22 protein-coding genes are annotated in these 25,906 nt (G+C 65.0%); 6 read left to right on the forward strand and 16 right to left on the reverse strand.

The genetic code is table 11. From position 1 onward, the window contains the following. Window positions 1-55 precede the first annotated feature (55 nt). The 10 genes from AC0L20_RS09640 to murJ all read right to left on the reverse strand — a co-directional run bounded on the left by AC0L20_RS09640 (window position 56) and on the right by murJ (window position 9,208). Entirely contained in the window at window positions 56-1,114 is a 1,059-nt protein-coding gene (locus AC0L20_RS09640; protein WP_219678884.1) for a PhoH family protein, read from the reverse strand. A gap of 4 nt (window positions 1,115-1,118) precedes the next feature. Further along, a complete protein-coding gene (gene miaB / locus AC0L20_RS09645) occupies window positions 1,119-2,507 on the reverse strand; it encodes a tRNA (N6-isopentenyl adenosine(37)-C2)-methylthiotransferase MiaB (protein ID WP_473288321.1) in 1,389 nt (462 codons plus the stop codon). A gap of 192 nt (window positions 2,508-2,699) precedes the next feature. Continuing rightward, window positions 2,700-3,380 carry an HAD family hydrolase gene (locus AC0L20_RS09650; RefSeq protein WP_473288322.1) on the reverse strand — a complete coding sequence of 227 codons (681 nt, stop codon included), beginning with the start codon at window positions 3,378-3,380 and terminating at the stop codon, window positions 2,700-2,702. Beyond that, a complete protein-coding gene (locus tag AC0L20_RS09655) occupies window positions 3,381-3,836 on the reverse strand; it encodes a Fur family transcriptional regulator (RefSeq protein ID WP_007598312.1) in 456 nt (151 codons plus the stop codon). A 38-nt stretch (window positions 3,837-3,874) separates the two neighbouring features. After that, on the reverse strand, window positions 3,875-4,360 hold the full coding sequence (rimI, locus tag AC0L20_RS09660; RefSeq protein WP_473288323.1) for a ribosomal protein S18-alanine N-acetyltransferase: 486 nt from the start codon (window positions 4,358-4,360) through the stop codon (window positions 3,875-3,877). Next, window positions 4,357-5,052 carry a tRNA (adenosine(37)-N6)-threonylcarbamoyltransferase complex dimerization subunit type 1 TsaB gene (tsaB, locus tag AC0L20_RS09665; protein ID WP_473288324.1) on the reverse strand — a complete coding sequence of 232 codons (696 nt, stop codon included), beginning with the start codon at window positions 5,050-5,052 and terminating at the stop codon, window positions 4,357-4,359. Before tsaB ends, rimI begins: the two co-directional genes overlap by 4 nt. Window positions 5,053-5,187: 135 nt before the next feature. Continuing rightward, window positions 5,188-5,757 carry a NifU family protein gene (locus AC0L20_RS09670; protein ID WP_354170455.1) on the reverse strand — a complete coding sequence of 190 codons (570 nt, stop codon included), beginning with the start codon at window positions 5,755-5,757 and terminating at the stop codon, window positions 5,188-5,190. Between the two features lie 172 nt (window positions 5,758-5,929). Further along, window positions 5,930-6,424, reverse strand: coding sequence for a universal stress protein (locus AC0L20_RS09675; protein WP_473288325.1), 495 nt, complete (start codon window positions 6,422-6,424; stop codon window positions 5,930-5,932). Window positions 6,425-6,531: 107 nt separating this feature from the next. After that, complete coding sequence (gene trpS, locus AC0L20_RS09680) at window positions 6,532-7,584, reverse strand: tryptophan--tRNA ligase (RefSeq protein ID WP_473288326.1); 1,053 nt, start codon at window positions 7,582-7,584, stop codon at window positions 6,532-6,534. 73 nt (window positions 7,585-7,657) lie between these two features. Continuing rightward, window positions 7,658-9,208: a murein biosynthesis integral membrane protein MurJ gene (murJ, locus tag AC0L20_RS09685; RefSeq protein WP_473288327.1), complete on the reverse strand. Its 1,551-nt coding sequence runs from the start codon at window positions 9,206-9,208 to the stop codon at window positions 7,658-7,660. Between the two features lie 124 nt (window positions 9,209-9,332). Here murJ and AC0L20_RS09690 point away from each other — a divergent pair, with 124 nt between their 5' ends. After that, complete coding sequence (locus AC0L20_RS09690; protein WP_456767041.1) at window positions 9,333-10,334, forward strand: adenosine kinase; 1,002 nt, start codon at window positions 9,333-9,335, stop codon at window positions 10,332-10,334. 114 nt (window positions 10,335-10,448) lie between these two features. Here the strand turns inward: AC0L20_RS09690 and AC0L20_RS09695 are convergent, their stop codons facing one another. Next, window positions 10,449-12,143: an AMP-binding protein gene (locus tag AC0L20_RS09695; RefSeq protein ID WP_473288328.1), complete on the reverse strand. Its 1,695-nt coding sequence runs from the start codon at window positions 12,141-12,143 to the stop codon at window positions 10,449-10,451. A gap of 79 nt (window positions 12,144-12,222) precedes the next feature. After that, entirely contained in the window at window positions 12,223-13,416 is a 1,194-nt protein-coding gene (locus tag AC0L20_RS09700) for a serine hydrolase domain-containing protein (protein ID WP_473288329.1), read from the reverse strand. A 347-nt stretch (window positions 13,417-13,763) separates the two neighbouring features. Here AC0L20_RS09700 and AC0L20_RS09705 point away from each other — a divergent pair, with 347 nt between their 5' ends. Next, the gene (locus tag AC0L20_RS09705; protein WP_007603877.1) at window positions 13,764-14,084 is read left to right on the forward strand and encodes a hypothetical protein; all 321 of its coding nucleotides are present in this window, start codon (window positions 13,764-13,766) and stop codon (window positions 14,082-14,084) included. Window positions 14,085-14,206: 122 nt separating this feature from the next. Then, window positions 14,207-15,700 carry an NAD-dependent succinate-semialdehyde dehydrogenase gene (locus AC0L20_RS09710; RefSeq protein ID WP_473288330.1) on the forward strand — a complete coding sequence of 498 codons (1,494 nt, stop codon included), beginning with the start codon at window positions 14,207-14,209 and terminating at the stop codon, window positions 15,698-15,700. A gap of 119 nt (window positions 15,701-15,819) precedes the next feature. On the opposite strand, the gene AC0L20_RS09715 is transcribed toward AC0L20_RS09710, so the two are convergent. From AC0L20_RS09715 to AC0L20_RS09725, 3 genes are all read right to left on the reverse strand, one after another. Next, window positions 15,820-18,036 carry a SulP family inorganic anion transporter gene (locus AC0L20_RS09715; protein ID WP_473288517.1) on the reverse strand — a complete coding sequence of 739 codons (2,217 nt, stop codon included), beginning with the start codon at window positions 18,034-18,036 and terminating at the stop codon, window positions 15,820-15,822. 276 nt (window positions 18,037-18,312) lie between these two features. Then, window positions 18,313-19,227: a phosphoribosylaminoimidazolesuccinocarboxamide synthase gene (locus AC0L20_RS09720; RefSeq protein WP_473288331.1), complete on the reverse strand. Its 915-nt coding sequence runs from the start codon at window positions 19,225-19,227 to the stop codon at window positions 18,313-18,315. Window positions 19,228-19,304: 77 nt separating this feature from the next. Further along, a complete protein-coding gene (locus AC0L20_RS09725) occupies window positions 19,305-20,222 on the reverse strand; it encodes a pirin family protein (protein WP_473288332.1) in 918 nt (305 codons plus the stop codon). A gap of 255 nt (window positions 20,223-20,477) precedes the next feature. Between AC0L20_RS09725 and AC0L20_RS09730 the strand changes: the two genes are divergently transcribed. Both AC0L20_RS09730 and AC0L20_RS09735 read left to right on the forward strand, forming a co-directional pair. Next, on the forward strand, window positions 20,478-21,539 hold the full coding sequence (locus tag AC0L20_RS09730) for a helix-turn-helix domain-containing protein (RefSeq protein WP_473288333.1): 1,062 nt from the start codon (window positions 20,478-20,480) through the stop codon (window positions 21,537-21,539). Window positions 21,540-21,683: 144 nt separating this feature from the next. Then, on the forward strand, window positions 21,684-23,111 hold the full coding sequence (locus AC0L20_RS09735) for a serine hydrolase domain-containing protein (RefSeq protein ID WP_473288334.1): 1,428 nt from the start codon (window positions 21,684-21,686) through the stop codon (window positions 23,109-23,111). Window positions 23,112-23,297: 186 nt separating this feature from the next. Here AC0L20_RS09735 and AC0L20_RS09740 read toward each other — a convergent pair whose 3' ends face one another. Next, window positions 23,298-24,665: an MmgE/PrpD family protein gene (locus AC0L20_RS09740; protein ID WP_473288335.1), complete on the reverse strand. Its 1,368-nt coding sequence runs from the start codon at window positions 24,663-24,665 to the stop codon at window positions 23,298-23,300. Between the two features lie 124 nt (window positions 24,666-24,789). Between AC0L20_RS09740 and AC0L20_RS09745 the strand changes: the two genes are divergently transcribed. Further along, window positions 24,790-25,905 (forward strand): FUSC family protein, encoded by a 1,116-nt coding sequence (locus AC0L20_RS09745; protein ID WP_473288336.1) that lies wholly within the window; start codon window positions 24,790-24,792, stop codon window positions 25,903-25,905. Window position 25,906: the final 1 nt, after the last annotated feature.

The raw sequence follows: 25,906 nt of genomic DNA on the forward strand, positions 1-25,906 counted from the left end.
TGTTCCGAACGAAGGGGTGCCGTGTCCGCGCCCATATGGTCCGGTTGCTGCCTCGTCAGGATTTACCGGCGGCCGGCCGCTGCGGCGCCCCTTCGTAGGCGGAGACGATCCGCGCCACGAGTTCGTGGCGGATCACGTCTTCGGCCTTGAAATGAACTTGCGCAATACCTTCGACGCCGCTCAGCAGGCGCGTCGCCTCGGCGAGGCCCGAGGTCTGGCCGTTCGGCAAGTCGATCTGCGAGGGATCGCCGGTGACGATCATGCGGCTGTTTTCGCCAAGGCGGGTCAAAAACATCTTCATCTGCATCGACGTGGTGTTCTGCGCCTCGTCCAGGATGATGGCCGCGTTGGTCAGCGTGCGACCGCGCATGAAGGCGAGTGGCGCGATCTCGATCTCGCCGGTCTGCAGCGCGCGCTCGACAATGCGCGCGTCCATCAGGTCATAAAGCGCGTCGTAGATCGGGCGAAGATAAGGATCGACCTTCTCGCGGAGATCGCCGGGCAAAAAGCCGAGCCGCTCGCCGGCTTCCACCGCCGGGCGCGACAGGATGATCTTGTCGACTTCCTTGCGCTCGAACAGCTGCGCGGCATGCGCGACCGCGAGCCAGGTCTTGCCGGTGCCGGCGGGGCCGATGCCGAACACCAGCTCGTGGCGCTTCAGCGCGCGAATGTAGGAATCCTGCGCCGCCGTGCGCGCACGCACCGGGCGCTTGCGCAGATTGATGCTGTCGAAGGTGGATTTGGCCGACTTGGCGTCGAACTCGAACAGCGAGCCCTGCGCGATCACGGCTCGGATCGCGCCCTCGACCTCGCCCTGGTCGAGATCCTGTCCCTTCACGGCCTGGGCGTAGAGCGTCTCGAGCACCCGACGCGCGGCATCGCAGCCGTCGCGCGAGCCGCCGATCGTGATGTGGTTGCCCTTGGAATCGACGACGACGCCGAGCCGCCGTTCGATCTGTGCCAGATGCTGGCCATAAGGGCCAACCAGCGCGGAGGCGGCGCGGTTGTCATCGAAATCGATGACGACCTGGGTCTCGGGCGGAACCTGCATGTCGCGGTCAAATTTGCGGCTGGGAGCGATGGAAGAAGACGAATCCGATGCGCTTTTGGGCAAGGGTTCAGGCTCCAGTGGCGATGGGCGATAAAGCGGGCTCGTGCGCCATGGCGAGCTCACCGAGGAAGCTGTAGCGTTCGAGGCTGTCGATCCGGACCGGCAGGATCTGTCCGATGATGTCGGGCGAGGCCATCACATGCGCGGGCTGGAGGAAGGCGGTGCGGCCGACGATCTGGCCGTCCTTGCGGGCCGGACGCTCGAACAGCACATCAACCGTTGAGCCAATCGCAGCCTTGTTGAAGGCCGATTGCTGGCTGTCGATCAGTTCCTGGAGCCGCTCCAATCGCTGGTCCATCTCGGAGGGGGACACCGTCTCCTGCATATCCGCGGCCGGCGTTCCCGGCCGGGCGGAGTATTTGAACGAATATGCTGCAGCGTAGCCGATTTGCGTGACAAGCGCGAGGGTCGCGAGAAAATCTTGCTCGCTCTCGCCCGGGAAGCCGACGATAAAATCTGATGAGAAAGCAATGTCTTGGCGTGCGGACCGGAAACGGTCGATGACATCAAGATAATCATCGGCGGTATGTTTCCGGTTCATGGCGGCCAAAATCCGGTCCGAGCCCGACTGCACCGGCAGGTGCACGAACGGCATCAAGGCATCGAGATCGCGATGGGCTGCAATCAGACTGTCATCGACATCGCGCGGATGGCTGGTCGAATAACGCAGCCGCGCGACGCCCGGGAGCGCCGCGAGGTGCTCCAGCAGCCTGCCGAGCGGCCAGCTTTTTCCGTCCGGTCCCTCGCCGTGATAGGCGTTGACGTTCTGTCCGATCAGCGTGAGCTCGCGGACGCCATTCTCGGTGAGCCGCTTCACGTCGTCGACGATCTTTGTCACCGGCCGCGAGACTTCCGAGCCACGCGTGTAAGGCACGACGCAGAAGGTGCAGAACTTATCGCAGCCTTCCTGCACCGTGACGAAAGCGGAGATGCCGCGGGCGCGAATCGCGCCGGGCTTGGGCTGGGCGAGAAAGCCGAACTTGTCCTGAGCCGGGAATTCGGTCTCGATGGCGCGGCCTTCATTGCCGGCGCGCTTCAACAGCTGCGGCAAATGATGGTAGCTCTGCGGACCGACGACGACATCGACCGCGGGTGCACGGCGCACGATCTCCTCGCCCTCGGCCTGTGCCACGCAGCCCGCGACCGCGATCTGCATCGTACGCCCGTCGCGCGCGGCGGCGTCCTTGGCGACGCGCAGGCGGCCGAGCTCCGAATAGACCTTTTCTGAGGCCTTCTCGCGGATATGACAGGTGTTGAGGATGACGAGATCGGCGTCATCAGCGCTGGCCGTCTCCACGAATCCTTCCGGGGCCAGCGTGTCCACCATGCGCTGGGCATCGTAGACGTTCATCTGGCAGCCATAAGATTTGATGTGCAGCTTGCGCGGCGGCGTCATGGAACCCGGAAATGAGGTGGGAGGACTGCCCTCAGATATAGGCTGGGAAGGCGAAAATCCAGCGATTGGCGGTCTTTTCGGTCGTCATTCCGGGGCGCGACGCAGTCGCGAACCCGGAATCCCGAGGTTTTGGCACGGGATTCCGGGTTCGATGCTGGCGCATCGCCCCGGAATGACGCGGAGAGGAGGGATTCAGCCCGCCGCGATGTTCGCCGCGACCCGGCGGACCAGCTCCGGCAATTGCCGCATATCGTCGAACGTCAATCCGGCCCCGGCGGCCCGTAGTCTTTCCGCGTGGCCTGGCGGGCAATGGCTGCCACCGTGAAAGCCCAGCACGGTCATCCCGGCGGCATGCGCGCCGGTCACCCCGGGGACGCTGTCCTCGATCACGAGACACCGCTCCGGCGCGACTTTCATCTGGGCGGCGGCGAACAGAAAAAGATCGGGCGCGGGCTTGCCGCGTGCGACCTGGCTCGCCGAAAAGATGTTCGGAGCGAGCAGATCGTAGAGGCCGGCGCAGGTCAGGCCGTGGTGGATCTTCTGCGGCGTGCCGCTCGACGCAACGCATTTGGGCAAATCGATTGCGCCAATCGCTGCGGCCACGTGGGTGATCGGCTGCAAATCGCTGGCATAGAATTGCAGCGTCGCCGCATTCACTTGGCTTTCGAGATCATCGGGAAGATTGCGGCCGATCTCCTGTTCGACCATTCGCCGTGCATCTTTCTCGGATACGCCGAGAAAGCGGACCAGCACCTGCTCCGATGTGATCGGATAGCCGTGTCTGGACAGCACGTCCGCATGCGCGCGACAGGAGATCACCTCGCTGTCCACGAGCACGCCGTCGCAATCGAAGATGACGAGATCGATCGCCACTTAACTTGTGGGTTTGTCGTCGTCGAGCGGCACGCAATAGAGCTCGAGCCGATGATCGACCAACTTGTAACCGAGCTTGCGGGCGATCTCCGCCTGGAGCTTCTCGATCTCCTCGGAGGTGAACTCGATCACCTTGCCGTCGCGCAGGTTGATGAGGTGATCGTGATGGCTGTCGCGCATCTGCTCGTAGCGCGCGCGGCCTTCGCGGAAGTCATGGCGCTCGATGATGCCCGCATCCTCGAACAGTTTGACGGTCCGATACACGGTCGAGATCGAGATCTTGTCGTCGACGGCGACACAGCGGCGGTACAGTTCCTCGACATCGGGATGGTCGACCGCCTCCGCGAGCACGCGGGCGATGACACGGCGCTGCTCGGTCATGCGCATGCCGGTGGCGGCACAGCGCGCCTCGATGCCGGACGCCTTGGAAGCGGGGGAAGGTTTAAGACCAGTCATGTGATGTCCGCCTGACGGGGCGCTTTCTGCCATCAATGTTACGACAAGTCACGTCGCATCAGAAGTGCGTTCAATTGTTCCCCGTTCGGCTGCTTATAGTAGCGTTCGCGCCGTCCGACCACCACGAATCCGGTCCGGTCGTAGAGCCGCCGCGCCGGCTGGTTATTTTCCTCGACCTCGAGAAATATTGTGCGCACGCCACATCCTGCCAGGTGGCCGAGATGGGTCATGAGCAGCGTGCGAGAGAGGCCGCGTCCGCGATGGGCCTGGTCGACCGCGATCGAGAGGATCTCCGCTTCGTCCGCGCCGATCCGGGACACCGCGAAGCCCACGGTGTTGCGGCCGAGGCGCAACCGGTGCACCAGCGTGTTGCGCTCGCTGAGCATGCTCTCGAACTCGCCTTCGCCCCAACCGCGCGCGAACGAGGCGCCGTGGAGCTGCGCGAGCCGCGCGACGTCGCGCGCAACAGCCGGCTCGACGACCGCCGCACCGCCGCGCCACCATTCCGACAACCATTTCATCATGAGCTTGCGGCTTGTGCTGCAAGCGGCAGTTGGGCGGACGGCTTTGCGTCGGGCGCCCGCAGATAGAACGGCCGCGCCGGATTTGTCGCGGGATCGGCCGCGGCGCCAAGCCATGCGACCCAGCCGATGTCGGGCGCGGGCTGCGCGTCCACCGCGACCGGCTGCGGCATATCTTTAGGCCAGCGCTCGGCGAGGATGTTTGCGGCATTGCCGACCAGATGCGGCGCGCCGAATTGCGAAGCCGCGATTGCCTCGTCGATGGGAGCGACGCCCGGCCGCACCAGCTGACTGCCGTCACCGGCCACGATCTGGAAATAGACGTGGTCATGCCGCGCGTCGATCGCCGAGATCACCGGCGCCGCTCCGCTCTGGCCGACGACGGCGGCGGCATAGGCCGACAAGGTGGTCAGGCCGACGGCGGGCCGCTTCGCAGCAAGCGCAAGGCCGCGGGCCGCCGAAATGCCGACGCGCAGGCCGGTGAAACTTCCGGGGCCCATGGTGACCGCGATGCGGTCGAGCGCGGTGAAGGCAAGATTGGCTGAGTGCATCACGCGCGCGATCATCGGCATCAGCGCTTCGGCGTGGCCGCGCTTCATCAGAAGCTGCTCCTGCGCGAGGAGCTGGCCGGAATCGGTGTCGAGAACGGCAACCGCGCACGCTTCCAGCGCGGTATCGATGGCGAGGATCAGCATGGAACGATCATAGCATCATCCCGGTCGTCATGGCCGGGCTTGACCCGGCCATCCACGACTTTGCGCCCCAAGAACGTGGATGCCCGGGACAAGCCCGGGCATGACGGAGTCCAATTGATGGGTCGCGCGTGCAATTTACATCGGCCGGACTTCGACCACGTCGGGGACGAAGTGCTTGAGCAGGTTCTGAATGCCGTGCTGGAGCGTCGCGGTCGATGACGGGCAGCCGGCGCAGGAGCCCTTCATGTTGAGATAGACGATACCGTCCTTGAAGCCGCGGAAAGTGATGTCGCCGCCATCATTGGCGACCGCCGGGCGCACGCGGGTCTCGATCAGATCCTTGATCATGTCGACCGTCTCGGCATCGGCTTCGTCGAAGAATTCGTCTTCGTCGTCGAGATCGACATCGCTCGCGGCCGCACCGTCGGCGAGCAGCGGTGCGCCGGACATATAGTGCTCCATGATGGCGCCGAGGATCGCGGGCTTGAGCTGTTGCCATTCACCGTTCGCCTTGGTCACGGTGATGAAGTCCGATCCGTAGAACACGCCGGTGACACCGGGGACCTCGAACAGCTTTTCGGCGAGCGGCGAGCGTGCAGCCGATTCGCGGTTGGCAAATTCCATCGGACCGCCGTCGACCACGACGCGGCCGGGAATGAACTTCAGCGTGGCGGGATTGGGAGTGGCTTCGGTTTGAATGAACATGGTTTTCTCCAGACGTCGCCGGTTCAAGGCCGGCGCGTGCTCTATCCACTAGCAGATGGCGACGGCGAACGCACGGTCAAGGGGTAAGTTGGCCGTTCACCTGTTATATCAGCGGGTTAGGGCGCCCGCTTCTCCCTCTCCCGGCCATCAAGGCGAGGTGAAGAGCAGCGGTCTAGGACAGCGAATCCACGCTCTGGTCGCTTAGCGCGCCGGAAATGACCGTTACCGGCACCGGGAACGTGCCCAGCGCATGCACCAGCAGGTTGACCAACGGCCCCGGGCCTTCCGCGCCCGGGTTCGCGGCGAGCACCAGCATGGCGATGTCGGGGTCCTCGTCGATCACCGCCAGCAGCTGTTCCATTGCGGCGCCTTCGCGGATCACCCGTTCCGGCGTGATCGCGGCGATGCCGTTGGCGCGGCCGGCGGCACGGTCGAGCGCGGCTTCTGCCGCCTCCTGCGCCTCGGCGCGCATGATGTCGGCGACCCCCAGCCATTCCTGGCTCTGCTGTTCGGGCTCGATGATGCGGAGCATCACCACGCCGCCACCGGCCCGGATCGCCCAGCGGCTGGCGTAATAGACCGCGCGATCCCATTCGGCGGTGTCGTCGACGATGACGAGGCATTTGGGCTTGTGACCCGGCTCGAAGCAAAGTCGCTTGCTGGTCATGCATGTCCCGGAATGTGCACGGCTGACATGCTGCCACACTCCGTCTCGCTTGGGGAGAGCAGAAGCGGCCGGCGCCGTGGCGTCGGTCGCGCTTTCGCGAACGCGCCTCAGCGCCGGCGAATGAAGCCGACGATGTCCTTCGAGAGCTTCATGGTCTCGTCGGCAATCGCACGCGCCCGGTCGGCACCGTCGTTCAGGATCGCGTCGATATGGCCGGGGTCGGCGACGAGGCGCTTCATCTCGCCGGCGATCGGCGCGAGTTTGGTGACGCACAAATCCACCAGCGCGCTCTTGAAGCTGGAGAACTGGCCGCCGCCGAAATCCCTGAGCACGTCGGCTTTGGAGCGGCCGGAGAGCGCGGCGAAGATACCGACGAGATTGTCGGCCTCGGGACGCGCTTCCAGACCCTTCTCCTCGGTCGGCAGCGGCTCCGGGTCGGTCTTGGCCTTACGCACCTTCTGCGCGATGGTGTCGGCGTCGTCGGTCAGATTGATGCGTGAATTATCGGACGCATCCGATTTCGACATCTTCTTGGTGCCGTCGCGCAAGCTCATGACGCGCGTGGCCGGGCCCGTGATCAAGGGTTCCGGCAACGGGAAGAACAGGCCGTCATTGGCGCCGAGGTTGCGGATCGAGTCGCCGAAGTCATTGTTGAACTTCTGCGCAATGTCGCGCGAGAGCTCGAGATGCTGCTTCTGGTCCTCGCCGACCGGCACGTGGGTGGCGCGGTAGAGCAGAATGTCGGCCGCCATCAGCACGGGATAGTCGAACAGCCCGACGGACGCGTTCTCGCGGTCCTTGCCGGCCTTCTCCTTGAACTGGGTCATGCGACCCAGCCAGCCCATGCGCGCGACGCAGTTGAAGATCCAGGCGAGCTCGGCGTGGCCCGAGACCTGGCTCTGGTTGAACACGATGTGCTTGCTCGGGTCGATGCCGCTGGCAATGAACGCCGCGGTGACCTCGCGGGTGTTGCGCGCGAGCTCGACCGGTCCACCCCAGACGTCCACGCCCTGCGTGATCGCGTGCATGTCGACGACGCAATAGATGCAGTTGTGGGTTTCCTGCATCTTCACGAAGTTGACGATCGCGCCGAGATAATTGCCGAGGTGCAGATTGCCCGTCGGCTGGACGCCCGAAAAAACCCGTTCAACGAATGCCATGGCAGCTTCCCTGCAAGATACGGGGCGTCGTTTCCAACAGCGACGCTGCCCCGTCAAGGGAATTTCGCTAAACTCAGGCGCTGGGATCGGGCTGGGCGGGGCGCTTCAAGGCACCGGCGGCCTCGCGCCAGGACGCGACGCGGAGGATTTGCAGGAGCAAGCCATAGACGACGATTCCGGCGGCGATCTGTGATCCCAGCGCAATGAAGCGGATGAGCCCATGGGCCTCTGAAGGCAAGAGGCCCGCGGTCAGCCAGAGCAGGGCGCCCATGGCGAGCGCGGCGAGCACGATTCGCGGCAGCCGCTTGCGGGCGGCGGCATCGACCGAGAAGCCGAATTCACGCGTGCCTTTCCGCAGCAGCGAGATCGCACTGCTCCAGGCGCCGGCGGCAATGCCGGCGGCGATCCCGCTTGCGCCGAAGAAGTGACCGAGCAGCACCGCGAGCGCGACCGCGACCACGAACCCTTTCGCGGTCGCCAGCAGCGGCGTCATCGTGTCGCCGCGGGCGAAATAGGCCGGCGACAGCGCCTTGATCAGCACGTGCGCCGACAGTCCCAGCGCCAGCCACATCAGTGCATGCGCCGTGGCCGCGCTGTCCTCCGCGCCAAAGGCGCCGTGTTCGAACAGCAGCCGCACGATCGGCTCCGCCAGCACGATCAGGCCGAGCGTCGCCGGCAATGCCAGCCCGGTCGCGAGTTCCAGCGCACGCGATTCCGCATGCGCAACCGCATCACGGTCGCCGCTCCTCACCGCGCGCGTCAGCTCCGGCACCAGCACGGTCCCCATGGCGACGCCGACAATACCAAGCGGCAGCTCGATCAGGCGGTTGGCGAAATAGAGCCAGGAGACCGCGGCGGGCGTGGCGGAGGCGATGATCGCACCGGCCACCATCAGCCATTGCGGGCCGGAGCTCGCGATCATGCCCGGGATCGCCTTGGCGAAGAAGCCGCGCATGGCCTTGTCGAAGCTCACGCGCAGCGGGGTCGCCAGACGCGCACTTCGCTGCGACAGCAGCATCAGGAGCTGTAACAGGCCGGCGATGCCGACAGTGGCCGCCAGCATCCACGCGGCGAATGTTGCATCGGCGTGCCCCAGCAGGAGTGCTGCGATCGCCGCGATCAAGGCGATGTTGAACAGCAGCGGCGAGAACGCGGTGAGTGCAAAACGCCCCTGCGCGTTGAGCAGGCCCATCAGCACCGTGACGGGTCCCGCGAAGGCGAGATAAGGCAGCATCAGCCGCGCATTCTGGACGGCGAGATCGAGCGATGCACTGCCGACGAAGCCCGGCGCGATGATCATGATGATCAGCGGCATCAAAAGTGCAATCACGACCGAGATTGCGATCAGGCCCGCGCTGACGGTGCCGAGCACGCGTCCCGCGAACGCCGCCGCAGCCGCCTCGCCATCGCGGTCACGAACGCGCAACCAGGCCGGGATCAAAGCCGCATTCAGGGCCCCCTCGCTGAGCAGGCGTCGCACCACATTGACGAGCTGAAATGCCGCCAGAAACGCGTCCGCCACCGCACCGGTGCCGAGCAGCGCCGCGATCAGGGAATCGCGTGCAAAGCCCAGCAGCCGTGAAGCCAGTGTCCCCGTCGAGACGGTCAGGAAGGAGCGGATCATCGGAACTGCATAATACCGTTGCTTGCCCGCGAAGGGCCGGTCGTGATAGGCCGCGAGCAGATTTCAGACCGACAGGAAGCGGATTTCCGCGGGTATCGCAATCCGCCAAACAGGATCAAGGTGAATGGCTGACGTGAAATATGACGTTCTCGGCATCGGCAACGCGCTGTTCGACGTGTTGGTCAAGACCGATGAAGCCTTCCTGGGCAAGCACGGCATGACCAAGGGCAGCATGTCCCTGATCGACGAGGCGCGGGCCGCCGCCATCTACAAGGACATGGGCCCGGCGACGGAAGTTTCCGGCGGTTCGGCTGCCAACACCATCGTCGGCATCGGCAGTCTCGGGGCCCGCGCCGCCTATGTCGGCAAGGTCAAGGACGACCAGATCGGGAAGCTCTACGTCCACGACATCCGCGCGGCCGGCGTCGCCTTCAACACGCCCGCGGCGAAGGACGGTCCTGCCACCGGCTGCTCCTACATCCTGGTGACCGACGACGGCGAGCGCACCATGAACACCTATCTCGGCGCGGCGCAGGATTTGTCGCCCGCCGACATCGACCCGGCCGAGATCGCAGCGGCCGGCATCGTCTATCTCGAGGGCTATCTCTGGGACCCCAAGAACGCCAAGGACGCCTTCGTCAAGGCGGCCAAGATCGCCCATGACGCCAAGCGCAAGGTGGCGCTGACGTTGTCGGATTCCTTCTGCGTCGATCGTTATCGCGACGAGTTCCTGGGGCTGATGCGCGACGGCACCGTCGATATCGTGTTCGCCAACGAGTCCGAGTTGCATTCGCTCTACCAGACCTCCGATTTCGACACCGCGCTCAAGCAGTTGCGCAACGACGTCAATCTCGGCGTGGTCACCCGCAGCGAGAAAGGTTGCGTGGTGGTGACGCCAACTGATGCCGTCGCAGCGCCGGCGTCTCCGATCGTGAAACTCGTGGACACCACCGGCGCCGGCGACCTCTTCGCTGCCGGCTTTCTGTATGGTCTGGCGCGTAACCTGTCCCACAAGCAGTGCGGCGAGCTCGGCGCGCTCGCAGCCGCCGAAGTGATCCAGCACATCGGCGCGCGTCCGCTTGTGTCGCTGAAGGAGCTCGCGGGGCAGCGCGGCCTGACGGTGTAACGCGGTCTCTCTCGCGTCATTGCGAGGAGCGCAGCGACGAAGCAATCCCGACTGCCTCTGCGGAAAGATTCTGGATTGCTTCGCTGCGCTCGCAATGACGATGGGGTTGGCAACCTACGCAGTCTTCGCGGCCTTCAGCCCAAGCCGTTGCTCGACCTCGTCGCGCATCAGGAATTTCTGGATCTTTCCGGTCACGGTCATCGGAAACTCGTCGACGAATTCCACGTAGCGCGGGATCTTGTTGTGGGCGATCTGGCCGTCGCAGAAGGCGCGCACCTCTTCCATCGTCAGCGTCTCGCCGGACCTGACCCGGATCCAGGCGCAGAGCTCCTCGCCGTAACGGGTATCGGCAACGCCAAAGATCTGCACGTCCTGAATCTTGGGATGGCGGTAGAGAAATTCCTCGATCTCGCGGGGATAGAGGTTCTCGCCGCCGCGGATCACCATGTCCTTGATGCGGCCGACGATGTTGCAATAACCCTGGTCGTCGATGACGGCGATGTCGCCGGTATGCATCCAGCCGTTGGCGTCGAGCACATCGGCGGTCTTCTCCGGCTCCTCCCAGTAGCCCAGCATCACGCTGTAGCCGCGGGTGCAGAGCTCGCCCCGTTCGCCGCGCTTGACGATCTTGCCGTCGAGATCGACGATTTTGACCTCGACATTCGGATGGATTCGTCCGACGGTCGAGACGCGGCGATCGAGCGGATCGTCGACGGCGCTCTGAAAGCTGACCGGGCTCGTCTCGGTCATGCCATAGGCGATCGTGACCTCGCCCATGTTCATCTCGCTATTGACGCGCTTCATCACTTCGATCGGGCAGGGTGCGCCGGCCATGATGCCGGTGCGCAGCGATGTCAGATCGAAGTTTGAGAATTCGCCGTGGTCGAGTTCGGCGATGAACATCGTCGGTACACCGTACAGCGCGGTGCATTTTTCCTGCTCGATCGTCCGCAGCGTCGCCAGCGGATCGAACCCCTCGCCGGGATAGACCATCGTCGTGCCGAGCGTGACGGAGGCGAGGTTGCCCATGACCATGCCGAAGCAATGATAGAGCGGCACCGGAATGCAGATGCGGTCCGCTTCGGTCAGGCGCATCGCGCGGCCGACGAAATAGCCGTTGTTGAGAATGTTGTGATGGGTCAGCGTCACGCCCTTGGGCGATCCCGTCGTTCCGCTGGTGAACTGGATGTTGACGGCATCGTCGAATTGCAGGGAGGCACCAAGCGCGGCGAGCTGCTCGCGGTGCAGGGGTCCGGCGATGCCGGCGACCTCGTCGAACGGAATCGTGCCCGGGCAGGCGGGGCCGCCGATCTGGATCACGATGCGCAAGGCCGGCAGCCGCGCGGCGCGCAATTGCCCGGGCTTGGCGCTCGCAAGCTCCGGCAACAGCGTGTTGAGCATGTCCATGTAGTTGCTGGTCTTGAACGCCGTCGCGGTGACGATGGCGCTGCATCCGACCTTGTGAAGCGCGAATTCCAGCTCGCTCAGCCGGTAGGCCGGATTGATCGTCACCAGGATGAGACCGGCCTTGGCGGCGGCGAATTGCGTCAGTGTCCATTCCGGCCGGTTCAGCGACCAGATGCCGATCCGTTCGCCGCGTTCGAGGCCGAGCGCGACAAAGCCGGCGGCGAGCGCGTCGACCCGCGCGGCAAATTCCTTCCATGTCCACCTCACGCCGTGGCTGGGCGAGACAAGCGCCTCGCGATCGCCCCAGCGCCGCGCGGCCTGATCGAGGCTGCGCCCGATGGTGTCGCCGAGCAGCGGCGTGTCGGAGATGCCGCAAACGTAACTGTCGGCTTTGTCTGCCAAGATCGTGTCCTCCAGTCAGGTGCGTGGACGGCCGGGACAACAAGCCCGGCCGTCACGCGTCGTGAGAGCTAGGCGCGCCTCAGGCCGCCTTCTGCCCGCTGCCAGCATCGAGTCCGGCATAGACGCCGCGCTCGAAGCCGGCAAAAGCCTCGAGACACTTTGCATCGGCGAATGGCAGCAGCTGCATCAGGATCACGCCGGTGACGTCGCGCGCCGGGTCGATCCAGTAATAGGTGTTGGCGAGGCCCGCCCAGGCGAGGCTGCCCGCGCTGCGTCCCTCGGCGGTCTTCGCGGTGTTGATCATGAAGCTGAGGCCCCACTTCTTCACCTGCTCCGGATAGAGATCGACGTCGTTGGTGTACATCGGCGCCGCCGTGGTCATCTTGCCCATGGCGAGGTCGCCGATGTGGTTCTGCCCCATCGTCGCGATGGTCTCGGCCTTCAGCACCTGATTGCCGTTACCGCGGCCCTTGTTGAGGATCATCTGGGTGAACCTGATGTAGTCGGCCGCGGTCGAATAAAGGCCGCCGCCACCCATGTGGAATTCCGGCTCCTGCTCGAGCTCGAACGGGATCGCGGCGAGCTGGCCGTCCTCGCCGCGCGCATGCATGCCGACGAGGCGCTTGCGCATGTCGTCGGTGATCTTGAAAGCGGTATCGCTCATGCCGAGCGGTGTGAACAGATTGTCGCGCAGATAGGCATCGAGGCGCTTGCCGCTGGCGGCTTCCACGGCCTTGCCGACGAAATCGATATTGGTGCCGTATTCCCAGCGCGTGCCGGGGTCGGTCATAATAGGCGTCTTCAACGCGGCGTTCTGGCAGGTGGTGATGGCGGGGATGCCGTTCTTGTCCAGATAGACCGCGAGATCGCCGTTCCACATATTGTAGCAGAAGCCTGCCGTGTGGGTCATGAGCTGGCGCAGCGTGATCGGCCCCTTGGCCGGGCGCAGCTTGGCCTCGCCCTTGGCATCGAAGCCTTCGAGCACCTGCGGCTTGGCGAGATCGGGCAGCACCTCACCGATCGGCGCATCCAGCGACAGCTTGCCTTGCTCGACGAGCTGCATCGCGCCCGCCGATGTCACCGCCTTCGTCATCGATGCGATCCAGAACACGCTGTCGGCGGTCATCGCATCCGGCTTGGACAGGTCGCGCTTGCCGAACGCGCCTTGATACAGCACGTCGGTACCGCTGGCGGCGATGGCGACGACGCCCGGAATCTCCTTGGCCTCACTCTTCTGGCGCAGAATCTGGTCGATCTCAGCTTTGCCCTGCATACGCGTTTCCTCCGGTTTGATTATTGTTGGAAGCGATCGATTGTCCTCCCGCGTGCGCCGCGCGGCAAGCACATCCACGTACCTGCCGCGGTCGCGATGTCGTGACTTGACGGTCGGCTCCCCGTGCACGACGACAAGGCGGCTGAACTACAACACACCGTCACAATCTGCGGTGGATGGCCGCAGCCAGCCGTCACCGTGGATGGGTGTTGGCGATATGTTTCGACTGTTTGAAGCACTTGAAACATTTTGTGAGCTGCGGCGTTCAGCTCTCGGCCGATCGACGGCCAACGTTAAGACTTGATGCAAATTTCGCGGCCGCCCACCGGCCGCGAGGGGGACCTCAGATGATTTCGACCTGGAGCGAATGGAAGCGCTATCCCCGTCCCGGACGGGGCGAAAACCTGGAAGCGCCGATCGCGCCCGGGATCTACGAGGTCCGCATCGCCGGCACCGGTGCGCTCTATTCATTCGGCGCGGTCGACAATCTGGCGCAGGCGCTGGCGCTACTGCCGGTCGGTTCAAAGTCCTGGTTCGGCCGCCGCAACGCATCCGACGTCCCTGATCTCGAATACCGGACCTGCGCGACCTCCTCGAAGGCCGACGCCAAGGCCGCCGCCGAGCGCATGATCGGGCGGCGCGAGACCTATCTGAGCGGCGCGGCGTAACTCCGCCGCTCCGAGCCTGGCTCCCAGCAGATGTGCGTTGCGGGACGGTGCATTGCGCGCCGCTTCTCCCTATATTCCGGCCGAACCGGAACAGCCCGCAAAAGCCCCTTGGGAGTAACGCCATGACCCCGACCGCCGCCGCACGTGCTCAGCACGCCACGTCCAATCTGCGCGACCGGTTGAAGGACCCGTCGCTTCTGAAGGAGGCCTGCTACATCGACGGGGCCTGGGTCGGCTCGCCGGTCTTCGCCGTCAACAATCCCGCGACCGGCGTCGAGCTCGCAAAGGTTCCGCAGCTTTCGGCCGATGACGCCACCAGGGCGGTCGAGGCCGCCGAGCGCGCCTTTCCGGGCTGGGCCAAGCACACCGCCAAGCAGCGCTCCAATATCTTGCGCAAATGGTTCGAGCTGATCATCGCCAACCGCGAGGACCTCGCGCTGATCCTCACCTCCGAGCAGGGCAAGCCGCTCGCCGAAGCGCTCGGCGAAGTCGACATCGGGGGCGCCTATGTCGAATTCTTCGCCGAGGAGGCCCGCCGCGTCTACGGCGAGACGATTCCGACGCAGCGGCCGGATGCGCGCTTGCTCGCGATCAAGCAGCCGATCGGCGTCTGCGGCGCGATCACGCCGTGGAATTTCCCGAACTCGATGATCACGCGAAAGGTTTCGCCGGCGCTTGCGGCTGGGTGCACCGTGGTGCTGAAGCCCGCCAATGAAACGCCGCTGTCGGCGCTCGCGCTGGCCGCACTCGCGGAGAGAGCCGGCGTGCCCAAGGGCGTGTTCAACATCATCACCGGCGATGCAGCGCCGATCGGCAAGGTGCTGTGCGAGCATCCGGCCGTGCGCTTCGTCGGCTTCACCGGCTCGACCGCGGTCGGCAAGATTCTCTACCGGCAGGCCTCCGTCGGCGTGAAGCGGCTCGGGCTCGAGCTCGGCGGCAACGCGCCGTTCGTGGTGTTCGACGACGCCGATATCGATGCGGCGGTCGAAGGCGCGATCGTCTCGAAATACCGCAACATGGGCCAGACCTGCGTCTGCGCCAACCGCCTCTACGCCCAGGACAAGATCTACGACGAGTTCGTGCAGAAGCTGTCGAAGAAGGTCGCGGCGATGAAGATCGGCGACGGCACGGAAACCGGCGTCACGCAGGGCCCGCTGATCAATCTGAAGGCGGTCGACAAGGTCGAGCGCCACATCGCGGACGCCGTCAAGCGCGGCGCCAAGGTCGTCACCGGCGGCAAGCGCAGCGAGCTCGGGCGCTCGTTCTTCGAGCCGACGGTGCTCTCGGACGTCAAGCCGGACTCGCTGGTGGCGCAGGAGGAAACCTTCGGTCCGCTCGCACCGGTGATCCGCTTCAAGGACGAGGCCGACGTCATCGCGATGTGCAACGCCTCGCCGTTCGGATTGGCGTCGTACTTCTACTCCCGCGATCTCGGCCGCGTCTGGCGTGTCGCCGAGGCGCTGGAATCCGGCATGGTCGGCGTCAACACCGGCCTGATCACCACCGAAGTCGCACCCTTCGGCGGCGTCAAGGAGAGTGGCCTCGGCCGCGAAGGCTCGCATCACGGCATGGAAGAATATGTCGAGATCAAATACGTGATGATGGCGGGGGTGTAGGACGCCGTCATTCCTCCACGTCATTGCGAGCGAAGCGAAGCAATCCAGAATCTTTCCACCGAGACAGTCTGGATTGCTTCGTCGCAAGAGCTCCTCGCAATGACGAAGCTACGGCCTCGCTAGCGCCTCAACACCGCGATCGTCCGGTTCGCAAAGGTCAGCCGCTCGGCCATCACCGACACGAAATAGGTCAGCAGCTTGTGGCTGAGCGCGGGATCCTCGGTCTTGATGGCGTCGAACTGGTGCGTGTTCAGCACGTAAAGCACGCTGTCGACTTCGGCCTGGATGGTGGCGCTGCGCGGTGTCTGTGACACCAGCCCCATCTCGCCGATCGTGGTGTAGCGGCCGAGGCTGCGCACGCGCGTGGTGCGGTCGTCGTCGGCCGGAATCATGATGCCGACGCGCCCGTCGAGGATGAAATGCATGGAATCGGCGGGGTTGCCGGCCTGCACGATGACCTCGCCGGCTTCGACCTCGATGCGCTGGCAGCGGCGGATCAGCTCGTCGGCGCCATCCTCGCTGCCGAGCATTCGCGTGAACCAGTCGCGCAGGCTGGCTTCTTCCTGCGCCAGCTCCTGATGCTGCGAGATGAGCTCGTTCTCGCACCATTCCAGCGCGCGATCGAGCTCGGGGATGATGGTGACGCCCTCGCCGACGAAGTCGCTGGAGCGCAGCACCTTCTCGGCCGCAGCCGACAGATGCACCAGGATCAGCTCGACGCCGAGTTCGCCAGCGCTGCGCTTGATCTGGGCAAAGCTATAGGCAGCCGATGAATCGACGCCGGTGACGAGCTTGAAGTCGAACAGCAGATAGCGACATTCGGGGCGCTCCTGAAGCAGCCGCTTGACGTGCTGGTAGAGCCGGTTGGCCGAGCCGAAGAACAGATAGCTCTGGAGATTGAGGCCCTGGATCTTGCCGCCATGGGCCAGCAGCACGTCCTGATCGTCGCGCGAGCGGTCGAGCGAGGAGCGATATTCCGAGCCGTCGAAACTGTACTTGATCGACTCGACCCGCGCTGCGCTGAACGCAAACGTCGCGCAGCCGATGACGACGCCGATCAGGATGCCAGGCACGAAACCCCAGGCCACGATGATCGCGATGATGGCGATCAGCGACAGATATTCCAGCTTCGACAGCCGCTTGCGCGACTCGATGATCCATTTGTGCAGCTGGTCGGCGCCGAGATAGAGCAACAGGCCGCCGAGCACGAATTTGGGGATGAAGCCGAGCAGCTCGGGTGCGACGGCGAGCACCAGCAGCGACAGCGCTGCGGCGGTGAGGCCGGACAGGCGCCCGCGGCCGCCGCTGCTGAAATTGAGCATCGAGCGGCTGGTCGAGCTGCAGCCGGGGTACCCGCCCAGCATGCCGGTCAGGATATTGGCGGCGCCGGTGACGTTCAGCTCACACTCCAGATTGGCTTCGCGATGCGTGGCCACCTCGATGCCGGTGGTGTTGAACAGCGTACTGGAGGCCGTGACGAAGATGACCGCGACGACGTTGCCGAGCAGGTCCGGTATGACAAACCAGGGATAGCGGGCGAGATCGTCGGTGTGCCAGGGCAGCACGAAGACCGCTTGCGGTGGGGACTGAAAGGTCCAGCCCAATGTGTGCGCCTCATCGAAGGAAACGCCGGTGATCCAGAACGCCAGATGCGCGGTGAGCACGCCGCCGACCAGGATAATCGGCAGTCCGAACGGGCTGCGCGAGCGGTGCCAGGTGAGGTACAGCACCAGCGCCATCGCGCAGGCGGCACCCAGCTCCAGCAGGATGGTGCGGTTGGCGAAGTGCGACAGTGTCGCCAGTTGCAGCGGGTGGTCGGTGATCACCCGGACCGCACCCATGACGATGAGAAGTCCGGTTGCGCCCAGGAAGCCGCCGACCACCGGATAAGGCACGTAGCGGATGGCGCGGCCAAGCCGCGTCAGGCCCAGCCCACACAGCACCAATCCTGTCAGCATCGTCGACAGGCCGAGCGTGATCAGGATCGGTGACAGCAACGGCGTAGCCAGGTTCGCCGTCTCGATGCGTTCGACCACCGAAGCCGCCAGGATTCCCGTCACCGCGGCGGTCGAGCTGTCGGGGGCTGCAATCGCGAAGGGCAGGGAGCTGCCTAGCCCGACGACGGCCGCAAGCACCGCGGAGCTGACGAAAGTGGCCGTGATGCCGTAGGACAGATAGGGCGACAGCGGGCCCGCGAAGATCAGCAGCGAATAGGACAGTCCGAATGTGACGGTCAGGACGCTGGCGGCGCTCCCGCCCAATATATCAGTCAGCGCACGCTTGAGGGCCGGAGTGAGCCCGGCCGACGGAGTGAAGCCAATTGCTGGATCTGTCACGCCGTGCCACTCGCTCATGAATATTTCCCTCCGAGAGGTAGACGACTGCGAGCCTAGCGCAACAGGATTCTTGCAAGCCGGAAGTATCCGACGGTTTCGCGGCAATGTTGTTGCTTAAATCTCCGCGAATTCGGCGTCGTCCTGGCGAAAGCCAGGACCCATTACCCCAGGGAGGAGTTTGGCGAGGATTGGTCGTTCGGGATTGGCACCGCCTGCGATCGGAACACCTCGCGGTATGGGTCCTGGCTTTCGCCAGGACGACCACAAATAGCGGGGCTAGATCTTCAGTTCGCTTCCCGTCACCCGGCGATATGCTTCCAAATACCGCTTGCTGGTCGCGTCCACCACGCTTGCGGGCAAAGGCGGCGGCGGGGCGTCTCCGTTCCAGCGGCCGGCGCGGCGTTCGACGTCGAGATAATCGCGCAGCGGCTGCTTGTCGAAGCTCGCCTGCGGCTGGCCGGGCTTGTAGGCGTCGACGGCCCAGAAGCGCGAGGAGTCCGGCGTCATGACTTCGTCGATCAGGATGATGCGGCCGTCTTTGTCGCGGCCGAATTCGAACTTGGTGTCGGCGATGATGATGCCCTGCTCGCGGGCGAGCTCCTCGCCGAGCGTGTAGATCGCGCGGGTCATGCTCTCGAGCGTGTAGGCCGTCTCGTCGCCGACGACCTCGCGCATCTTCGCGATGGTGATGTTCTCGTCATGGCCGGTCTCGGCCTTGGTCGCCGGGCTGAAGATCGAAGGCTCCAGCTCCTCGCTCTCGACCAGGCCTGCTTTCAGCTTCTCGCCGGCCAGCGTGCCGCTTGCTGCATATTCCTTCCAGGCCGAGCCCGAGAGATAACCGCGGATCACGCATTCGATCGGAAATACCGTGGTGCGGCGGCAGAGCATGGCGCGGCCGAGAATTTCGGCGCGATGCGGCTTCAAGGCCGGCACGGCGGCGATGATCTCGTCAGTGTCGGCGCTGATCATGTGATGCGGCACCACGCCTTCGAGCTCGTTGAACCAGAACGCGCTGATTTGCGTCAGCACCGCGCCCTTCATCGGGATGGTCTCGCCCATCACGACGTCGAAGGCGCTGATGCGGTCGGTGGTGACGAGCAGCAGGCGGTCGTCATCGACGGCGTAGATATCGCGCACCTTGCCGCGCCCGATCTTGGGCAGCGGCAGGTCGCTGGAGAGCATGGTGGTCATCGGCAGAACTTTCGGAGCAAGGCCTTGCGACAGGACATCCGGCCGCGCCTGATCGCGCGACCGGAAACCGGATTAGCCTATTCCGGCAGCGGAATGAACTCATGTTCCTGCGGAACCGCAGCGAAGCGGCCGGTTTTCCAGTCCTGCTTGGCCTGCTCGATCCGCTCCTTGCTGGAGGAGACGAAATTCCACCAGATGTGGCGCGGGCCCTCCAGGGCGTCGCCGCCCAGAAACATCATCCGCGTGGCTTTGAGCGCCTTCACCGTAATACGGTCGCCCGGGCGGAAGATCAGCAGTCGCGGCCCTTCGTAGCGCTCGTTCGCGATCTCGACCTCGCCGTCGACGACGTAGATGGCGCGCTCCTCATGATCGGGATCGAGCGGCACGGTCGCGCCTGCCACCGCCGTGACCTCGGTATAGAACCAGGGCGACACCATCGTAACAGGCGAGGTGACGCCGAAGGACGAGCCCGCGATCACCTTCGCGGCGAAGTCGCGCTCGGTGACCATCGGCAGGTCACCCGCGCCGTAGTGCTGGAATGACGGGGCGATTTCTTCCGATCCTGCCGGCAGCGCGATCCAGCTTTGCAGGCCCAGCATCTTCTGCCCCGAGGCGCGCTGCACGTCCGGCGTGCGCTCGGAATGCGCGATGCCGCGGCCAGCCGTCATCAAATTCATCGCGCCGGGCTGGATCTCCTGGATGTTGCCCTCGCTGTCGCGATGCATGATCGCGCCGTCAAACAGATAGGTGACGGTGGCAAGCCCGATATGTGGATGCGGCCGCACGTCCATGCCCTTGCCGGAGACGAATTGCACTGGCCCGAAATGGTCGAAGAAGATGAAGGGACCGACCATCTGCCGCTTGCCGTGCGGCAGCGCGCGCCTCACCGCGAAGCCGTCGCCGAGATCGCGCGTGCGCGGCACGATGACGAGATCGAGCGCATCGCAGGACATGGGATCGCCGAGCACGGGATCGTTCGAGGGTTGCCAGCTCATGGTAAAACTCCGTCTGAATTGCTTGGGCTCGATCCTAGCAGGATTCCGCGCCAGCGTCGCGGCTAAGCCTGCTGTCATGCCCCGCGAAGGCGGGGCATCCAGTACGCCGCGTCCACTCGGTTCGATCACTGTCGTCTCGGAGTACTGGATCGTCCGGTCAAGCCGGACGATGACAGCTGTGGTGCGGATGGTGCTTGAAAAAATCAACCCGACGGACGATGTTCGGCTCGCCCATACCGATGGCCACAGCATCTGATGACGTCAGCCGCCCTTGAACTCGCATTTCGCGCCGCTTCTGTGGCGTTGCTATTAGTGCTGGCGGCATCGCTTGTCAGCGATTTCCGCAATGTGCTGGCGGCCCGGCTCGGCGCGGCCTTTGCGCTCGGCTCGGCCGCGCATGCCGCGAGCTATTCCGTCGGAATATCGTCGCTGGTGCCGGCATGGCATGCGCCGCTGATCGCGGTGTCGACCGGCAATATCGTGGTGTTCTGGCTGTTCACGCGGGCACTATTCGACGATGAGTTTCGCCTGCGCCGGTGGCACGGATTGACCTGGGCGTTGGTGGCAGCCTTCAGCTTCGTCAGCTGTCTCTGGATCGCAGCCGGCGGACATGTCCGGGTCGCCGTCACCGCGGTGAACCTGATCGTGCTCGGCTTCATTGTGCTCGCGATCATGCAGACGATCGCTTCATGGTCGGCCGATCTGGTCGAGCGCCGCCGCCGTGTTCGTGTCTTCATCGTCTGTGCTGCCGCGCTCTATGGCGGATTGAACGCGCTGCTCCAGATCCTTGTCGTCGGCAGCGACGTCGGCGACGTCGCCAACACCGTCAATACAGGCGTGCTCGCCGGCATCGTCGCGGCCATCGCTTATGCGATGATGCGCGTCGACGGCGCCGACCTGTTTCCGGCCGCCACGGAGACTGCGCCGGCGATCGCGGCGAGCCAGCCTGTGGGCGAGGACGCCGCCGACCAAAAGCTCATCGACGCCCTGATGCGGCTGATGGCGGACGAACGGATCTATCGCCAGGAGAACATCAGCATCGGCGTGCTGGCGGGCCGGCTGAAAATTCCCGAATACCGGCTGCGCCGGCTGATCAACCAGGGGCTCGGCTACCGCAATTTCAATGTGTTCCTGAACAATCACCGGATCGAGGAGGCCAAGGCCGCGCTGGCCGATCCCGCCCAGGCCGAGGTCCCCGTCATCACCATCGCGATGGATTCCGGCTTCCAGTCGCTTGGCCCGTTCAACCGCGCCTTCAAGGCCGTGACCGGCGTGACGCCGACGGAATACAGGCGGCTGAAGGTGAATGCTGCCTAAGCTTTAGGGTACTGTAATATCTGGGTTATTTTGGAATCGGCGAGCGTCTTCCGGTTTCGGCTATGCCGTTTTCCAAATCCGGCGAGCGGGCATCGCGTGAATGCCGCTTCGTCTCCGGCACATGCCTCAAGCCGGAGCAAGCCTGTGACCCGCCGCCGCAAGATCGTCCTTCTCGCCACCGCCATCGCCTTTGCCGGCCTCGCGCTCGGCGCGGTTCGCGCCCATGACGTGCCCAAGGTCGCCACCGGCTTCATCGCCGACGTGCTCTGCGCGGAGACGTTTGTCTCCGGCCTCGATGTCAGGCGTAATTTGACCGAGACCACCGACGCAATGCCGGGCGCCGGTTTGCTGACCTGGGCGATGGACTATCAGGTCGATCGCATGCGCAAGGACGTTACGGTGACGCTGTTCGGCATCGGTCGCAGCCACGCCGTCTATCGCGAGGGTCTCGGCTGCACGCTCGAGCACGGCACTGATATCGCCGACGTCAGGCTGCTCCCTGATGACCGGCAGCCGGCGTTGCTGCCCGAGATTGCTGGCCCCGCGCTCGTGTCGCCGCAAAGCCAGGAGCTGTCAGCCGCGCTCGATCGCGCTTTCGCCGAGCCGACATCGCCGCCATACCGCCGCACCCGCGCGATCGTCGTCATGAAGTCGGGCCGCGTCATCGCCGAGCGCTATGCGGACGGCATCGGACCGGAGACGCCGCTGCTCGGCTTCTCCATGACCAAGTCCGTGATCTCGGCTCTCACCGGGATCCTCGTGCGGCAGGGCCGACTGAAGCTCGACGGGCCCGCACCGGTCGCCGCCTGGACAAATCCGGACGATCCGCGCCACGCCATCACCGTCGATCAATTGCTGCGCCACACCGCCGGCCTGGCGCTCGGCAGCTCGCTCCAGACCTCGCTTGGCTCCGCGTTCGAGCCGGTCAATCGCATGAAATTCACCGAAGACGACATGGCCGCCTATGCCGCGAGCATGCTGCTTGCGACTGCGCCGGGCACCGTGTGGAATTATCACGATGGCAACACCATCATGCTCGCGCATCTGATCCGCAACGCTGCCGGCGGCAATCCTGCGGATGCGCTGGCCTTCGCGCGCCGCGAATTGTTCGCGCCGCTCGGCATGCGACACGTCACGCTCCAGCTCGACGGCGCCGGCACGATCAAGGGGTCGAGCGAGATGCTCGCATCCGCGCGCGACTGGGCGCGCTTCGGTCAGCTCTATCTCAACGATGGCCTCGCCGGCGGCCGGCGCATCCTGCCCGAGGGATGGGTGAATTACTCGGCGTCGGCGACGCCCAACGCCTGGGTCGGTATCGGCGCCGGCTTCTGGACCAACCAGGGCGACAGCTTTGGCGCGACCTTCCGCATCGACCACGGCTGGCCGCGCGATGCCTTCTTCGCCAAGGGCACGATCGGGCAGTACACGATCGTGATTCCGTCGGAGCGTCTGGTGATCGTGCGGTTAGGCCGTTCGCCGAACGCACCGCCGGAAGCGGACGGTGTGTTCGATCTGGTGCGGGATGTGGTTGCGGCTACGCGCGAGAAGGGAAAGGTGGCGGGGGTAAATTGAGGTGCTCTCTTCCCTTCTCCCCTTGCGGGAGAAGGTGGCGCGAAGCGCCGGATGAGGGGTATGGTTCTGCGAATGCAATTGTGAGAGGTGTGCTCGCGGAGAGAACCCTCACCCGTCTCGTCGCTGCGCGGCGAGCCACCCTCTCCCACAAAGGGCGAGGGTGCAGCATTCGTGTGGCGAGAGCTACTATCTCCCCAGCTCCGTCGCCTTCGCCACGCGATCGAACCGCTCCAGTGTCATGATCGCGTCGGCGAATTTCTCCGCGCGCGCATTCAGCACCGGACGTGCCAGCGTCAAAAACTTCTGCTGCATCGCCTGCGCGTCGGGGAAGGATGTCGGCTCGCCGGAAGGATCGGCATACAGCCGCTCATGCACGCCGTCGTCCGTCGTGATACTCACGCGCGCGCCGAACGGGTGGGTGCGGCCGATCTCGAGGCGATCGTCCTGCACCACGTCGAACTTGTCGGCGAGCGCGTCGATGGCGGCGTCGCCAAGGCGGGTGTAGTCGTCCCAGCCAAATGAGCCCTGGTCGAGCGCGAGCGCGCCGGTGAAGAACATCGAGAACTGGCCGCCGACGATCGAGGTCGGGTGCCGCTTGGTCGCGGCGTCGCCGGTGAGCGTGATGCCGTTGCGATGCAGGCCGATCTCGACGCGCTTGACCTGGTCGGGCGTCAGATTGTGCTCGCGCCGCATCGCGATCAGTGCGTCGATCGCGGCGTGGGTATAGCGGCAGCTCGGATACGGTTTGACGCCGATCTTCATGGTCTCGTAGGTCTTGCCGAGTTCGGCCACCGCCTTGTCCGGATGCGCATCGTCGGTGTAGCCGGCGAGCAGGCCGTGCTTGCCCTCGACCGATTCCGTCGCGCCGACGAAGTCGTTGCGCGCCAGCGTCGCGGCGATCACCCCGTTCATCGCGGCGGCGCCGACCTGGTAGCGCTTGTTCCAGGCGCCGTTGACCAGGAATTGCAGCGAGCCCGCGGCCTGGCTGCCGGCGACGCCGAAGGCGGCGATGAGCTGTGGCTCGGACAGGCCGAACAGTTTGCCGGCGGCGGCCGCTGCGCCATAGGTGCCGGCGGTGGCGGTCGGATGGAAGCCGCGGGCATAATGCGAGGTCGGGTCGAGTGCGTTGCCGAGCCGGCAGCAGACCTCGTAGCCCGCAACGATCGCGGTCAGCACGTCGCGCCCGGAGGCGCCGACCATCTCGCCGACGGCGAAGGCGGCCGGAACCACCGGCGCGCTCGGATGCAGCGAGGAGTCCGCATGGGTGTCGTCGAAGTCGAGGGAATGGCCGAGCGCGCCGTTGAGCAGCGCCGCGACCGCCGGCGTCCAGGTCTTGCTGTCGCCGAACACGGTGGATTCGCCCTTGGTATCTAGCGCGAGGGCCTCCAGCATCTTCAGGATCGAGGGGGTGGATTCCGCTTCGCTGCGGGCCCGGATGGCGCTGCCGAGGAAGTCCAGCGTCAGCACTTTGGCCCGATCCAGCACTTCCGCGGGAATATCCTGGAATTTCAGGTTGGCGACATAGGCGGCGAGCGTTGCGGTTTCGTGAGCCATCGTGTTTCCTCGTTTTGGCGCGCAAGTTAGGCGGGCTGATTTGGCCTTTCAAGCGGCCTCGGGGCTGCGGGCATCAGCTATGCTTTGGGCTGGCTTTGCGAGGATCGGACCGGGATACGCGACCATGGCATTCGCAGGAGAGCTGTTCGACCGGGTCTGGTCGCGAAAAACCCAATTGGGGTTGGCGATCCGGGTCACCGTGGCGGCCACCGGCGCCTATGCGCTCGCCACCGCGCTGCATCTCTTGTTGCCGCTCTGGGCCGTCCTCACCTCCATCATCGTGACCCAGATGAGCGTCGGGCGCTCGCTGAAGGCGACACGCGACTACATGCTCGGCACCATCGGCGGCGCGGTCTATGGCGGTGCCATCGCGATCCTGATCCCCTATTCGGGCGAACTGGGCCTGCTGGGTCTGCTGGTGCTGGCCGTGGCGCCGCTTGCCTTCGTCGCATCAATCTATCCGAATCTGAGCTCTGCTACGGTGACGGCCGTGATCGTGCTCGTGCTTCCCTCGATGCATCATGCCGATCCCATGGCCTCGGCGATCGATCGCGTCAGCGAAGTCGCGGTCGGCGCGGTGACGGGGCTGCTCGTCTCGTTCCTGGTGCTGCCATCGCGCGCCGTGCGGCAAATCCGCGCCAGCGCGGCGAAGCTGCTCGAATTGATCGCAGAGGCCTTCACCGAATTGCTCGCGGGCCTGACGCACGGCCGGGACAATGACGCGCTGCATCGGATTCAGGACGGTATCGGCACCGCAATGGTCGGCATGAATACCATTGGCGCCGAAGCCGAGCGCGAGCGCTCTGCGCGATTGTCGAGCGGGCCGGACACCGGCCCATTGTTGCGCACGATCTTGCGCTTGCGCCATGACGTCGTGATGATCGGCCGCTCGACCGTGGTGCCGCTGCCGGCCGAGGTGCAGACACGGCTTGCCGCGCCGCTGACGGAAGTCTCGACGGTGATCGCACGCTTCCTGCGTTCGGCCGCCGCGGCGTTGCGCGAAGGCGCCGGCGCGCCGCCGATTCATCCCGTCCATGTCGCGCTCCAGCATTATGCCGAGGCGGTCGCCGCTGTGCGCCAGGACGGCCTGATCCGCGGCCAGCCCAGCGACACCGCGGAGCGATTTTTCGCGCTCGGCTTTTCGCTGGAGCAGATGCACCAAAATCTCTGCGATCTCGACCGCGTCGTCGGCGAATGGTCGGAGGCCGCGGCCGACAAGCCCGCGCGCTTGGCGGAGTGAG

Source organism: Bradyrhizobium sp. Kon58 (assembly GCF_055807455.1).

Bases quoted from the DNA above. Each gene is read 5' to 3' on its own strand.
- AC0L20_RS09720 (WP_473288331.1), bottom strand. From the start codon at position 19,227: ATGACCACCATGCTCTCCAGCGACCTGCCGCTGCCCAAGATCGGGCGC.
- AC0L20_RS09730 (WP_473288333.1), top strand. From the start codon at position 20,478: ATGACGTCAGCCGCCCTTGAACTCGCATTTCGCGCCGCTTCTGTGGCG.
- AC0L20_RS09745 (WP_473288336.1), top strand. From the start codon at position 24,790: ATGGCATTCGCAGGAGAGCTGTTCGACCGGGTCTGGTCGCGAAAAACC.
- miaB (WP_473288321.1), bottom strand. From the start codon at position 2,507: ATGACGCCGCCGCGCAAGCTGCACATCAAATCTTATGGCTGCCAGATG.
- AC0L20_RS09710 (WP_473288330.1), top strand. From the start codon at position 14,207: ATGACCCCGACCGCCGCCGCACGTGCTCAGCACGCCACGTCCAATCTG.
- AC0L20_RS09700 (WP_473288329.1), bottom strand. From the start codon at position 13,416: ATGCAGGGCAAAGCTGAGATCGACCAGATTCTGCGCCAGAAGAGTGAG.
- AC0L20_RS09705 (WP_007603877.1), top strand. From the start codon at position 13,764: ATGATTTCGACCTGGAGCGAATGGAAGCGCTATCCCCGTCCCGGACGG.
- AC0L20_RS09670 (WP_354170455.1), bottom strand. From the start codon at position 5,757: ATGTTCATTCAAACCGAAGCCACTCCCAATCCCGCCACGCTGAAGTTC.
- AC0L20_RS09725 (WP_473288332.1), bottom strand. From the start codon at position 20,222: ATGAGCTGGCAACCCTCGAACGATCCCGTGCTCGGCGATCCCATGTCC.
- AC0L20_RS09690 (WP_456767041.1), top strand. From the start codon at position 9,333: ATGGCTGACGTGAAATATGACGTTCTCGGCATCGGCAACGCGCTGTTC.
- murJ (WP_473288327.1), bottom strand. From the start codon at position 9,208: ATGATCCGCTCCTTCCTGACCGTCTCGACGGGGACACTGGCTTCACGG.
- tsaB (WP_473288324.1), bottom strand. From the start codon at position 5,052: ATGCTGATCCTCGCCATCGATACCGCGCTGGAAGCGTGCGCGGTTGCC.
- rimI (WP_473288323.1), bottom strand. From the start codon at position 4,360: ATGATGAAATGGTTGTCGGAATGGTGGCGCGGCGGTGCGGCGGTCGTC.
- AC0L20_RS09740 (WP_473288335.1), bottom strand. From the start codon at position 24,665: ATGGCTCACGAAACCGCAACGCTCGCCGCCTATGTCGCCAACCTGAAA.
- AC0L20_RS09675 (WP_473288325.1), bottom strand. From the start codon at position 6,424: ATGACCAGCAAGCGACTTTGCTTCGAGCCGGGTCACAAGCCCAAATGC.
- AC0L20_RS09655 (WP_007598312.1), bottom strand. From the start codon at position 3,836: ATGACTGGTCTTAAACCTTCCCCCGCTTCCAAGGCGTCCGGCATCGAG.
- trpS (WP_473288326.1), bottom strand. From the start codon at position 7,584: ATGGCATTCGTTGAACGGGTTTTTTCGGGCGTCCAGCCGACGGGCAAT.